Here is a 12,477-nt window from a genome sequence, read left to right on the forward strand (position 1 = left end):
TCTAGCCTTCGTAAGGCGAAAAGTCCGCCTTACGGGCGCCGCAGACCGGGCAGTACCAGTCCGACGGGATGTCCTCGAACGCCGTCCCGGCCGGGATTCCCCCGTCGGGGTCGCCCTCCGCGGGGTCGTAGATGAAGCCACACGATTCGCAGATCCATTGCCGGCCGGTGTCGGTACTCATTCGCGCGCATATTAGGCTGCCCCAATGACGCGAGGTCCCGAGCCAGGCACGATCCTCAACGAGAGCGGCGAACCGACGCCACCGCGACTCGCCGCCACGGTGGTCGTCCTGCGCGGCGGTTCGGAGCGGCTCGAGGTGCTGATGGGGCAGCGCACGCCGAAGGCGCGCTTCATGGGCGGCGCCTGGGTCTTCCCCGGCGGTTCGGTCGACGGCGACGAGGACCTGCGGGCGACCGCGGTCCGCGAGGTCGCCGAGGAAGTGCAGATCGCGCTGCCCGATCCGACGGCGCTCGTCCCCTTCGCGCGCTGGATCACGCCGCCCGAGGTGTCGATCCGCTTCGACACCTACTTCTTCCTCGCCCCCGCGCCCGAGGGCGCCGAGGCGATCCCGGACGGCCAGGAGATCGTCGACGCCCGCTGGTTCGAGCCCAAGCGGGCGCTGGAGGGCTCTGAGGCGGGCGAGCTGCTGATGGTCTTCCCCACGATCAAGAACCTCGAGGTGCTCGCCCGCTTCGACACCGCCGACGCGCTGCTCGAGTGGGCCGCCACGCATGAGGTCCGCCCCGTGCAGCCGCGCGTGGAAGGCCAGGGCGAGGCGGCGCGGATCGTCCTCGACGATCAATGATCGTCGCCGTCACCGGGCCGACGGGGGAGCTCGGGCGCGCGTTCCTGCGGGCGCTGCAGCGCGACGGCGAGGTCACCCGCGTGCTCGGCATGGCGCGGCGCCCGTTCGACACGGGCGATCTCACCAAGCTCGAGTACCGCCAGGGCGACGTGCTCGACCCCGAGGCCGTCAACGCGCTCGCCCGCGACGCCCACGTGCTCGTGCACCTCGCGTTCATCGTCATCGGCGGGCGCGAGGAGACGCGCCAGGTCAACCTCACCGGTTCGCGGAACGTCTTCCGCGCCGCCTGCAAGCACGTCGACCGCCTCGTCTACACGTCGAGCGTCGCCGCCTACGGCTTCCACTCCGACAACCCGCAGCCGCTGACCGAGGACATCAGGCCCCGCGGCAGCGAGCGCTTCTACTACTCCGCCCAGAAGGCCGAGCTCGAGCGGGTCCTCGAGGAGGAGTTCCCGGACGCCTACGTCCTGCGCCCGTGCATCGTCGCCGGGCCGGATGCGAAGCTCCCGCTGCGCCAACTCCCGCCCAAGCCGCTGCTGCTGCCCGACCCGGGCACGCCGTTCCAGCTCGTCCATCACGACGACGTCGCGCAGGCGCTGCTCGCCGCGACGAAGGGCGCGGGAACCCCTGGCGCCTACAACCTCGCGGGCGACGGCACGATCACGCTGTCCGACCTCGCCCGCGCCACCGGCCGGCTGGCGTTCGGAGTCCCGCGCATCCTGCTCGCGCCCGCCGCGATCGGCGCGAACCTCCCGTACGTCCCCACGCTCGCCCAGTGGGTGAACGCGGGCCGCACGCCCGTGATCATGGACACGACGAAGGCGCGCGAGCAGCTCGGGTGGCGCCCCGCGTACTCCACGCAGGAGACGCTGCGCGCGCTAACCGAGTAGGTCGAGCGCGGCGCCGACGACCGACTCGGCGTCGATCTGGTGGTGCTCGTAGAGCTCGGCGATGTCGCCCGCCTGGCCGAAGCGCTGCACGCCGAGGCAGGCGATCGGCGAGCCGAGGAAGGACAGCGTGTGCGGGTGGCCGTCGAGCAGGCTGACGATCGGCACGCCCTTGCGGAACAGCTTCTCGAGCGTGTTCGCGTCGCCGTCGCCGAGCCCGGAGCGGGCCTGGAAGGACCGGAACAGCAGGTCGGCGGAGGTGATGCAGACCACCTCGACGTTCAGGCCGCCGTCCTCGGTCAGGGTGTCCGCCGCCGCGATCGCCTCCGGGACCAGCGCGCCCATGACGGCGATGACCACGTCGGGCGCGTCGTGCGGCCGCAGCTTGTAGGCGCCGGCCAGCGCACCTTCGCGGGTGCCGGTGTGCAGCGACTGATCGATCGGGCGGGTGGAGAGCCGGAAGTACGCACTCGTCCCGCCCGGCTTGCCGAGCTGCGACATGGCCTGCAGGAAGCACCACTCGAAGTCCTGGCCGAACGCGGGCTCGTAGTACACGCAGCCCGGCTGCTCGATGCCGATCGAGGGCGTGATCACCGACTGGTGCGCGCCGCCCTCGGGGCCGAGCGTGACGCCCGACGGCGTGCCGACGAGGATCGACTGGCCGCCGGCGTAGATGCCGAAGGACCACGGCTCGAGGGCTCGTGACACGAACGGGTCGTAGATCGTGCCGATCGGCAGCAGCGGCTGCCCGTCACGCGACCAGGTCGCGCCCAGCTCCCCCAGCAGGCCAACGAGGTTGACCTCGGCGATGCCGAGCTCGAAGTGCTGGCCGTGATCGGACTCGCGCCAGCGCACGAGGGTGTCGGTGTCGTCGGCGAACCAGTCGATCCGGTCGCCGGGGCTCCAGATGCCGGCCTTGTTGATCCAGCCGCCGAGGTTGGTGGACGTGCCCACGTCCGGCGAGACGGTGACCACGCGCGTGGCGACCTCAGGCGCCTCGCGCACGAGGTCGACGAAGAAGCGGCCGAACGCCTGCTGCGTCGAGGCCTTGCCGGTGTGCTTGCGACCGAGGTCCTTCGGGACCTTCGGGGACGGCACGGCGCGGGTGGCGCCGCGCTTGAGGCGGCGACCCGTCACCTCGCACAGCTCCTCCTCCGCCGAGCCCGGCGCGAACGGGCGGAACGGGTCCTCGGGGTCCTCGTCGAGGCGGGCCGCGAGCTCCGCGTACTGGGCGTGGTTGAGCAGCGCCGAGTGGTTGGCCGGGTGGCCCTCGGTCGGCAGCGACCAGCCCTTGATCGTGTAGGCGAAGATGACGCTCGGGCGATCGCGGACCTCGTCCGCCTGGCGGTAGCCGTCCAGCAGCGCGGCGAGGTCGTGGCCGCCGAGGTCGCGGAAGGTGGCGAGCAGCTCTTGGTCGGTGAGGTCGTCGACGGGGACCTCGATGCGGCGGCGGAGCTCTTGCGCATCGGCGCGCAGGAGCCGCTGGTACTCCTCGTTGGGCATCGCGTCGATCCGGGCGCGCAGGTCCGGGCGCTTGGTGAGCTGTGGGCCGTACTTGACCATCACCGTGTGCCAGCCGGCGGCCTCGAACATCGCGGCGAGGCGGCCGGCGGCGATGTCGGGGACGACGCGGTCCAGCGACTGCCGGTTGAGGTCGACGACCCACATCACCTCGCCGAGCCGGGCGACCATCGGGTCCGCGATCGCCTCCCAGCAGGCGCCCTCGTCGAGCTCGGCGTCACCGATCAGGGCGATCTGGCGGCCGCCGCGGGGGACGTCGAAGTGCCCCGCGACGTAGCGGTGGGCGAGCGCGCCCCAGATCGGCGCGGTGGCGCCGAGACCGACGGACCCGGTCGAGTAGTCGACCGGGTCGGGGTCCTTCGTGCGGGACGGGTAGGACTGCAGCCCGCCGTACTCGCGCAGCTTCGTCAGATAGCTGCGGTCGAGGCGGCCGAGCAGGTGGTTGATCGCGTGCAGGACCGGGCTCGCGTGCGGCTTGACGGACACGCGGTCCGGCGCCTCGAGGACGCCGAAGTACAGCGCGGTCATCAGGCTCACCATGGATGCGCTGGAGGCCTGATGCCCGCCCACCTTCACGCCGCTGCGGTTCTCGCGGACGCGGTTGGCGTGGTGGACGATGCTGGTGGCCAGCCACAGCACCCGCTGCTCGACGCGCTTGAGGGTCTCCAGGTCGAGCTCGGTGGCCACCGCCATGGCTCTGGAGACTATTCGTTGAAGCAGTAGCCCACCTGCTGGTGGCGGAAGCGCAGCTCCAGCGCCTCCTTGCGGACGTGTGAGGGCTCGCGGCCCTCGACCAGCACGCCCGCGATCATGTCGGCGATCGCGCGCATCTCGATCTCGCCCATCCCGAGGCGGGTGACCTCGGTGGTGCCGATCCGCAGGCCGCTCGGGCGGTCCCAGTCCTGCGGCGTGTCGTCGGGCAGCAGGTTCTTGTTGGTGATGATGTTGGCCTTGGCGAGCCGGTGGGCGACCTCGAGGCCGCCGCCGAAGGAGCGCACGTCGGCGATCACCTGGTGCGTTCGCGTGTAGCCCTTGTGGGCGCCGAGGACCGGGACGCCGCGGGTCTCGAGCGCGTGCGCGAGCGCCTGGGCGTTGGCGACGACGTTGGCCATGTACTCCTCGCCGAACGCGATCAGCTCGGCCGCGGCGGCGGCGAGCGCGGCGACGCGGTTGACCTGGTGGGTGGCGGCGAGCGCGGGGAACACGGCGTCCAGCAGCGGCTTCGTCAGGTCCGGGTCGTTCCAGACCATGACGCCCGACTGCGGGCCGGAGAACGTCTTGCCGGCGCTGCCGGTCATCACCGCGGCGCCCTCGGCGAGCGGGTCCTGGAACTGGCCGCCGGCGATCAGCCCGAGCTGGTGGGCGCCGTCGAAGAAGACCTTGCCGCCCCACTCGTCGGCGATGGCGGCGATCTCCTTCACAGGGAGCGGGAAGAGCGTCATGCTGGCCCCGAGCGCGATCAGCACCGGCTTGTGCTTGCGGCCCTCGACGGCGAAGGCGTCGAGGTCGACCTCGAGCTCGTGCGCGTCGAACGGGACGTCGACGATGTTCAGGCCGCGGATGCCGGCGGGACCGTCGTAGCGGTTGGACGAATGACCGCCGACCGGCTGCGGGATCGTCATCACCGTGTCGCCGGGCTTCGTCAGCGCGGCGTAGACGGCCATGTTGCCGATCATGCTCGCGACCAAGCGGTGCTCGGCGTAGTTGCTCTTGAACAGGCGCTTGAGCAGCTCGACGCAGAGGGCTTCGACTTCATCGATGTGCTTGGTGCCCGCGAACCAGCGGTTGACCGGGCCGATGTGCCCCTCGGCTGCTCGCTGGCCGATCTCGGCGGAGAGCAGCGATTGCACCGTCGGGCTCACGAGCGCCTCGGGGGCGAGCAGGTTGATGCACTCCTTGCCGCGCCACTGGGCGTTGCGGGCGACGGCGGCCAGTACCTCGCGCTGCATGTCCGCGGGGTCGGCGGCGGCGTCGAGCAGGGCCCGCGCCGCGGCGAGCGTCTCGGCGTCGTGGATGTCGGGCGGGGCGATGGCCGTCATTCGAAACTCCGGTCGATCAAGGTCCCGAGCGAGAGCCAGTTCTCCCGGACGCGCTCGGCGGTCGTTTTGACGTCTTGGTGCTTGGCCGCCGCGAGGATCTCGTCGTGCTGGCGCACGGACCCGCGGCCGGCGAGCGAGCCGAACCGCAGGCGCTCCAGGCGCCGCAGCCGCGGCATCAGCCGGTCGAGGGTCTTGGTCAGCTCGCTGTTGGCGGAGGCTGTGAGGAGCACGGCGTGGAAGGCGTCGTCGGCGGCGAGCGCGGCGTCGACGTCGTCGGCTTTCAGCGCCTGCGCGAAGTCGTCGTTGGCGGCGCGCATCGCGTCCAGGTCGGCGGCGGTGAGCCGCGGGACGCCGAGCTCCGCCGCCAGCGCGTGGATCGCGGCGACGATCGGGAACGCGTCACGCGCCGCCCGCCGGTCGAGCGGGGCGACGCGGGTGAAGCGCTGCGGCTCGGTCTCCACCAGCCCGTCCTGCTCGAGCCGGCTCAACGCCTCCCGCACCGGCGTGCGGCTCAACCCGAGCCATTGCGTGAGCTCCTGGTCGCGCAGCCGCTCCCCAGGCTGCAGCGTCCCGTCCACGATCGCGTCGCGGATCGTCGTATAAGCGCGGTCGCGCAACAGATCGCGCTCGAGCGCGGCTTTGTCGGCCGGAACTGGCATCTGAAATATCAGTATGCCAGCCTGGTGGCGTATCGTCCAGCCCATGCGAGGCGTCGACATGCATGTGCATCTGCCGACCGGGGACTGGGTGTGCGGGTGTGTGGGGCACTACGCGGACTCGATCGAGCGGTACTTCGGGACGCGGCCGCAGCCGCACTCGGTCGAGGACCTGGTCGAGCTCTATGAGCAACTCGACCTGATGGGGGTCCTGCTCGGGTGGGACGCGGGCGGGAAGGAGCTCGACAACGCGGAGATCGCGCGGATCTGCCGCGAGTCGGGGCGCTTCGTGGGGTTCGGGAGCGTCGATCCGAACCGCGAGGACGCGCTGGAGCGGCTCGCTCGGTTCCCGGAGCTCGGGCTGAAGGGACTGAAGCTGCACCCGACGATGCAGGCGTTCGATCCCGGCGACGATCGGTTCCTGCCGTTCTTCGACGCGGCGGCCGAGCTCGGGCTGACGCTGCTCACCCACGCGGGGACGAGCGGGCTCGGTGCCGGCGAGCCCGGCGGCCAGGGGCTGCGGATCGACCTGGCGCGTCCGATCCTGCTCGACCGGATCGCCGCGCGGCATCCGGGAATGCGGATCGTGCTCGCCCACGTCGGCTGGCCGTGGCACCTCGAGGCGGTGGCCATGGCGCTGCACAAGTCCAACGTCTATCTCGACATCAGCGGGTGGAAGTACCGCTACCTGCCGGACGAGGTCAAACGCGAGATCCCGCGGCGGCTGCGCGGGCAGTTCGTGTTCGGGACCGACTACCCCATGTTCTCGCCCGAGGCCTGCCTGGCCGAACTGGACCGCCTCGAGCTGCCCGAGGACGTGGCGCAGGCGGTGCTGCGCGACAACGCCGCGGCGCTGCTCGAGCTGTGACCGGCGGGTAAGGAACCGGACCTAGTCGCCGTCGGGGCGCCGGCGGCCTTCTTTGGTCTGGCCGCGGCGGCGCTTGTCATCCAGACGACGACGCTTCGCCCCCGCCGACGGCTTCGTCTTCGTCCGCGGGCGCGGCACGTGCAAGGCGTCTCTCAGCCGCTGGGCGAGGCGCTGCAGGGCCAGTTCGCGGTTGCGCGCCTGGGATCGCGCATCCTGCGCCACCGCGGTCACGCGGGGCCCGAGTTTCGCGCTTATCCGCGCTTTCTGTGCCTCGGATAGAACGCTGGACGCATGCACGTCGAAGGTCGCCTCGATCCGCGATGCGGTCACGTTGGCGTGCTGCCCTCCGGGACCCGACGACCGCGATGCACGTATCTCGATTTCAGAGATTGGGACGGAAAGTCCGTCACGTATGTGCAGGAAGTCGGTCACAGGGGGAGGAAGGCGTACACCTATAGAGCGGAACTTCCTTCACCCCGTACAGTTACAGTCGCCGGGACGGCAGCGTCAGGAGCCCCAGTTCATGGAAGCCTCAGCGATCAACGCCCCCGCAGCACTCCACCGCTTCCCGCGAGGCGGAGGGCTTCTGCGTCTGCGCTCGGACGAGCAGCTCGTCGCGGCGTTCCGCCATGGCAACGACGAGGCGTTCCGGGTCCTGCACGACCGCTATCGGCAACGGCTCTTCGCCTACGTGCGCCAGATGCTCTCGTCCTGCTCGCGTCAGGACGCGGAGGACGTGCTGCAGGACGTCTTCGTGCGCGCGTACGGGGCGCTGCGCAACGACAACCGCGAGATGAACGTCCGCGCGTGGCTCTACCGCGTCGCTCATAACCGCTGTATCGACCACCTGCGCCGTCCGGTACCCCCGGCGGCCGAGATCTTCGAGATGTCGCGCAAGCCGCTCCACGACCCCGTCGAGGAGGCCCAGCGCCGGGACGACCTGCGCCGCCTCGTCGCCGACGTCGGCCAGCTCCCCGAGCAGCAGCGCTCGGCGCTGCTGATGCGCGAGATCGACGGCATGACGTACGCCGACCTGGCGAACGCACTCGACGTGACGGTCCCCGCGGTGAAGTCGCTCCTCGTCCGCGCCCGCGTGGGCCTGGTCGAGGCCGCCGAGGCCCGTGACGCCGACTGCGCCGAGATCCAGGCCGACCTCCTGCGCGCGTACGACAAGGGCGTGAAGGCGAGTGGCCGCGCGCGCAAGCACATGCGCACGTGCTCGAGCTGCACCGAGTACCGCGGCGCACTGCGCGGCATGCGGCGCTCGTTCGCCGCGCTGGCGCCGGTCGGCGTCGGCCCGCTGGCGTTCGCGGCGAAGCTGATCGGGCTCGGCGGCAGCGGTGCCGCGGGAGCCGCGACCGCGGGCGGCGGCGGCGCGGGTGCCGCGGTGGCCGGCGGCGGCGTCGCGACCGTGACCGCATGCAAGGTCGCGGCGGTCGTCTGCACGGCGGCGATCGCGACCGGCGGAGCCGTCGAGGTCAACCACAAGATCACCGCCGACAAGGCGCCCGCGACCACGTCCGCGGCCAAGCCGGCGAAGACCCGCGCGGCCAAGCCCGCCGGCGTGGCGCCGATCGCCGCCCCGGTGCGCAACGCGCCGCAGGAGACGACCTTCACGCCCGCCCACGCGGCCGCCGCCGCGGCCCCGGCGGCCACGAAGCGCAAGCGCGCCTCCAGCAAGACCGACACGCGCTCACTGAAGTCGACGAAGGTCACGACGGCCCCGGTCGCCCTCGAGCGTCCGGCCGACGCGGCGCCGCCCACGGCCACCACCGATCCGCAGGTCGAGTCCGGCGGCGCCCGCGCGCCCGATCCGACCGCCATCCCGACCCCGTCGGCGACCGCCTCGCCGCAGCCGGCCACGACGCCGCAGCCGACCCCGTCACCGGCGACCACGTCCGAGCAGCCGTCCAACCCGTCCACCGGCAGCGGCGCCGTCGAGGCGCCCGCCCCGGTCGACGCGCCCCCGCCGCCCGCCGGCGGCTGAACCACCCGCGCCACGCGGCCGCACACCCGCGCCCGCGGCGCGCCCTCGCCGCCCCGCCCCACCCGGCCGCGCCACAACGCGCCCGCACCGCCCGCGGCGCGCCCTCGCCGCCCTGCGCCGCGCGGCCGCACCGCCGCGCCACACCGCGCCCGCACCGCCCGCGGCGCGCCCTCGCCGCCCCGCCCGACGTGGCGCGCGGCCGCTGACGCGCCGTCACCACGCCCGCCCATCGGCGGTCGCTAGGGTGCGTCGGCGTGGATTATCCCGAGCCTCTCGCACACGAGTCCCTGCTGGTCCGGCGTGGGCGCCGGAGCGGCTTGTTCACGATGGTCGCCGTCCACTCGACCACCCGCGGGCCCGCGCTGGGCGGGTGCCGGATGTGGACCTATGACGACGCGCGCGCGGCGGTTCGCGACGTCCTGCGCCTGAGCCGTGCGATGACGTTCAAGGCCGCGGTCGCGGGCCTGCCGCTCGGCGGCGGCAAGGGCGTGATCATGCTGCGGCCGGACGAGCCGGCGCTCTCGCCCGAGCGGCGCAAGGCCGTGCTGGAGGACTTCGGCGACACCGTCGAAGCACTCGGTGGGGACTACCTGACCGCGGAGGATGTGGGGACGGGCGAGCCGGACATGGAGGTCATCGCCACCCGCACGAAGCACGTCACCGGTCTGGCCTCCGGCAGCGGTGACCCGAGCCCGTGGACCGCGATCGGCTGCGAGGTCGCCGTGCGCGCGACGCTCGAGCGGGTCTATGGCACCGAGGACGTCAGCGGCCGCCGGATCGCGGTGATCGGCCTCGGCAGCGTCGGCGGGCGCCTGGCCGAGATGCTGCACGAGGGTGGGGCGGAGCTCGTCGTCGCCGACGTCGACCAGTCCAAGCGCGAGCTGGCCGAGCGCCTGGGCGCGACGTGGACCGACCCGCTGTCCGCGCTGACCGCCGAGGTCGACCTGATCGCGCCATGCGCCCTCGGCGGCGTCCTCAACGACGACACGGTCCCGGCGCTGCGCTGCAAGGCGATCGCCGGCGCGGCCAACAACCAGCTCGCCGACGACTCGCTCGAGGCGCAGATCGCGCAGCGCGGCATCCTCTGGGCGCCGGACTTCGTCTGCAACGCGGGCGGGATCATCAACATCCAGGTCGAGCTCGACCCGGACGGCTATGACACCGAGCGCGCCAACCACAACGTCCGCGTCGTCGGCGACACCCTGCGCACGATCTTCGACTCCGCCGCCGCCTCGAACACCACCCCGCTGACGGCCGCGCTCGAGCTCGGCCGCGAGCGCCTACGGGGCTAGACCTTCCTCACGCAGCTTCTCGAGGTGGGCGCGCATGGAGATCGCCGCGAACGGGCGGACGTTCGCGGGCGCGTCCGCCCACGCCGCGTCGAGCAACTCGTCCTCGGTCCGCGCGCCCGCCTCCAGAGCGGCGACGAGCAGTCGCTCGCGCTCGGCGCGGTGGGCGAGGTACTCGTCGAGCTTCGCCGCCGGGTCGGTGACCGGGTCGCCGTGCCCGGGGAGGATGACGTCCAACGGCAGCGCTCGCAGCGCGCGCAGCCCGTCCAGATACTCCCGCAGGCGCCCTGACACGAACACGCTGCCCTGCCCCAGCACCGTGTCGCCCGTGAACGCGGCGCCGCCGAGCACGAACACGAGGTGATCGTCGGCGTGGCCGGGGATGAAGTACACGTCGAACGGCGTCCCGCCCGCCGAGCCGTGCCGCGCCACGGGCACGTCCCCGAGCCGTGCGAGGAGCGGCTCGAGCCCCTCGGAGTGGTCGGCGTGATGATGCGTCAAGGCGATCCCGCCGGCGCCGCCCCGCGTCCGCACCTCGGAGGCGACGGCGTCCAGGTGGGAGTCGATCGCCGGGCCCGGATCGATCACCCACGCCGGATCGCGCCCGATGACCCACGTGTTCGTCCCGGTCAGCGTCAGCGGGCTCGGGTTCGGCGCCAGGACGCGCGTGAAGTCGGCGGTCACTGCACGAAACGGTAGACCGGGCCGTCCAGCGAGGTCGCGTAGACCCGGCCGCGCGCGTCCTCGCCGAACGAGGACAGCTGCGGGACCTGCAGCTTGCGGTCGGTGAGGCTCTTCGCGCGCCCCGTCGACAGCACGGCGGTCTGGATGACGCCGCGGCAGAAGTCGCCGAACACGTACCGCCCGGCCCAGGCCTTCAGGGCGGGATCGCGGATCACGACGCCGCCGGTGATCGAGCAGTTGCCGTCCGAGTGGCGCTCGGTGATCACCGGCCTGATCGCCCCGGGCGCGCTCTCGCCCGGCGCGAAGCGATCGTTGCCCTCGAACGGGCGCCAGCCGAAGTTCGCGCCTCGGCCCTTCCCACGCCGGACGAAGTCGATCTCCTCGACCTCGTTCTGGCCGACGTCGCCGATCGTCAGGTCGCCGGTCGAGCGGTCGAACGAGAACCGCCACGGGTTGCGCAGGCCGTAGCTGTAGATCTCGCCCTTCGCCCCCGAGCGCTTCACGAACGGGTTGTCGGCGGGGATCGTGTACGGCCGCGACCCGGACGCCTTCGGGTCGATCCGCAGGATCTTGCCGAGCAGCGTCGAGAGGCTCTGCGCGTTGCCGCGGGCGCCGTGCTGGTCGCCCGCGCCGCCGCCGTCGCCGATCCCGATGTACATGTGGTCGTCCGGCCCGAACAGGAGCAGCCCGCCGTTGTGGTTGGGCTCCGGGTCGGCGACCTTCATCAGCTGCCGCGCGGACCCCGGGTCGGCGACGTCCTCGGTTCGCCGCTTGTACTCGACGACCGCCTCGTCGCCGTCGGTGTCCGTGTAGAAGACGTAGAAGAGCCCGCTGGCGGCGTAGTCCGGCGGGAACGCGATCGACAGCAGCCCCTGCTCGGAGCCGGTCGTGATCTTGTCCGAGACGTCGAGGAACGGCGTGCTCAGCGGCTTGCCGTCCTTGACGACGATCACCTTCCCGCCCTGCTCGACGACGAACAGGCGGCTGTTGTCCTTCGGCGGCGAGGTGACGTAGACCGGCGCGTCGAACGACCCGACCTTCTGCAGGTGCACGGCGCCCTGCGCGGTCTCGACCGCGCCGCCGCTCTCGCCCGACCCGCAGGCGGCGAGGATCAGCACGCTGGCGAGCAGGCGGAGCTTCACGCGCCGAGCAGCGGTCGCAGGCTCTCGGCGACTCCCTGGAGGAAGCGCACGTCGGCCTCGCCGAGATCCGGCCGCGCCTCACCCGCCAGGCAGCAGAGCACGTAGGCCCGCGCGTCCTCGGTCTCGAACGGGACGCCGATGTAGGCACGGATCGCGCCCAACTGGACCCCGTCCAACGCCGGCTCGAGCGCGGTGTCGGCGACGATGTTGCCGATCCGCCCGTCCAGCAGCCGCGCGCACACGGTGTCCTGGAGCGGGAGCGACATCCCGACGTACGCGGTGTCGCCCTCGCCCCACCGGATGTGCTCGCGCCCGCTGCGGATCTCCGACAGCAGCGCGCTGTCGGCGCTCAGCTCGCGGCACGCCATCGCGAGCTTGGCCTGCAGCTGCTCGTCACGGCCGGACAGCGCAGGGCGCGGCCCGGCCGAGGGCTTGCTGCTCCGAAGGCGCGTGCCGCACGATGGGCACGTCACCTCGCTCACTGCGTACGTCCGCAGGCCGCAACTGGAACACGTCAAGTAAGGCATCCCGCGCGAACGAGTCTAGGTCGTCGACCGGTCAGCGTTACGCATTCGCTCCCTATACGCGCAAGAACGGCG

13 protein-coding genes are annotated in these 12,477 nt (G+C 72.2%); 5 read left to right on the forward strand and 8 right to left on the reverse strand.

What is annotated here, in order from left to right; translation table 11 throughout:
* Position 1: 1 nt before the first annotated feature.
* Positions 2-181 (reverse strand): rubredoxin, encoded by a 180-nt coding sequence (rd, locus tag G569_RS0100125; RefSeq protein WP_028061899.1) that lies wholly within the window; start codon positions 179-181, stop codon positions 2-4.
* 24 nt (positions 182-205) lie between these two features.
* On the opposite strand from rd, the gene G569_RS44335 reads away from it, so the two are divergent.
* Positions 206-805: an NUDIX hydrolase gene (locus tag G569_RS44335; protein ID WP_053225631.1), complete on the forward strand. Its 600-nt coding sequence runs from the start codon at positions 206-208 to the stop codon at positions 803-805.
* Positions 802-1,695, forward strand: coding sequence for an NAD-dependent epimerase/dehydratase family protein (locus G569_RS0100135; protein ID WP_028061900.1), 894 nt, complete (start codon positions 802-804; stop codon positions 1,693-1,695). Before G569_RS44335 ends, G569_RS0100135 begins: the two co-directional genes overlap by 4 nt.
* Here the strand turns inward: G569_RS0100135 and G569_RS0100140 are convergent.
* The 3 genes from G569_RS0100140 to G569_RS0100150 are packed head-to-tail and all read right to left on the reverse strand — an operon-like array spanning position 1,684 to position 5,911.
* Positions 1,684-3,906, reverse strand: coding sequence for a thiamine pyrophosphate-binding protein (locus tag G569_RS0100140; protein WP_028061901.1), 2,223 nt, complete (start codon positions 3,904-3,906; stop codon positions 1,684-1,686). The genes G569_RS0100135 and G569_RS0100140 overlap by 12 nt on opposite strands.
* An 11-nt stretch (positions 3,907-3,917) precedes the next feature.
* Entirely contained in the window at positions 3,918-5,252 is a 1,335-nt protein-coding gene (gene glyA, locus G569_RS0100145) for a serine hydroxymethyltransferase (RefSeq protein ID WP_028061902.1), read from the reverse strand.
* Positions 5,249-5,911 carry a GntR family transcriptional regulator gene (locus tag G569_RS0100150; protein WP_028061903.1) on the reverse strand — a complete coding sequence of 221 codons (663 nt, stop codon included), beginning with the start codon at positions 5,909-5,911 and terminating at the stop codon, positions 5,249-5,251. The genes glyA and G569_RS0100150 overlap by 4 nt, the downstream gene beginning before the upstream one ends.
* Positions 5,912-5,954: 43 nt before the next feature.
* Between G569_RS0100150 and G569_RS44340 the strand changes: the two genes are divergently transcribed.
* On the forward strand, positions 5,955-6,776 hold the full coding sequence (locus G569_RS44340) for an amidohydrolase family protein (RefSeq protein WP_053225632.1): 822 nt from the start codon (positions 5,955-5,957) through the stop codon (positions 6,774-6,776).
* A gap of 21 nt (positions 6,777-6,797) precedes the next feature.
* Here the strand turns inward: G569_RS44340 and arfB are convergent, their stop codons facing one another.
* Positions 6,798-7,208 carry an alternative ribosome rescue aminoacyl-tRNA hydrolase ArfB gene (gene arfB, locus G569_RS0100160; protein ID WP_028061904.1) on the reverse strand — a complete coding sequence of 137 codons (411 nt, stop codon included), beginning with the start codon at positions 7,206-7,208 and terminating at the stop codon, positions 6,798-6,800.
* A gap of 91 nt (positions 7,209-7,299) precedes the next feature.
* Here arfB and G569_RS0100165 point away from each other — a divergent pair, with 91 nt between their 5' ends.
* Positions 7,300-8,763 (forward strand): RNA polymerase sigma factor, encoded by a 1,464-nt coding sequence (locus G569_RS0100165; protein ID WP_028061905.1) that lies wholly within the window; start codon positions 7,300-7,302, stop codon positions 8,761-8,763.
* A gap of 254 nt (positions 8,764-9,017) precedes the next feature.
* Positions 9,018-10,055: a Leu/Phe/Val dehydrogenase gene (locus tag G569_RS0100170; protein ID WP_028061906.1), complete on the forward strand. Its 1,038-nt coding sequence runs from the start codon at positions 9,018-9,020 to the stop codon at positions 10,053-10,055.
* Here the strand turns inward: G569_RS0100170 and G569_RS44345 are convergent.
* Genes G569_RS44345 through G569_RS0100185 form a run of 3 tightly spaced genes read right to left on the reverse strand, consistent with a single transcriptional unit; the run spans position 10,044 to position 12,360 of the window.
* A complete protein-coding gene (locus tag G569_RS44345; protein WP_037494118.1) occupies positions 10,044-10,736 on the reverse strand; it encodes an MBL fold metallo-hydrolase in 693 nt (230 codons plus the stop codon). The two genes, G569_RS0100170 and G569_RS44345, sit on opposite strands and share 12 nt — an antisense overlap.
* Positions 10,733-11,878, reverse strand: a complete 1,146-nt coding sequence (locus G569_RS44350) for a PQQ-dependent sugar dehydrogenase (protein WP_037494120.1) — start codon at positions 11,876-11,878, stop codon at positions 10,733-10,735. Before G569_RS44350 ends, G569_RS44345 begins: the two co-directional genes overlap by 4 nt.
* A complete protein-coding gene (locus tag G569_RS0100185; protein WP_028061907.1) occupies positions 11,875-12,360 on the reverse strand; it encodes a hypothetical protein in 486 nt (161 codons plus the stop codon). The genes G569_RS44350 and G569_RS0100185 overlap by 4 nt, the downstream gene beginning before the upstream one ends.
* Between the last annotated feature and the right edge of the window lie 117 nt (positions 12,361-12,477).

It is taken from the genome of Solirubrobacter soli DSM 22325 (genome assembly GCF_000423665.1).
Classification (GTDB): domain Bacteria; phylum Actinomycetota; class Thermoleophilia; order Solirubrobacterales; family Solirubrobacteraceae; genus Solirubrobacter; species Solirubrobacter soli.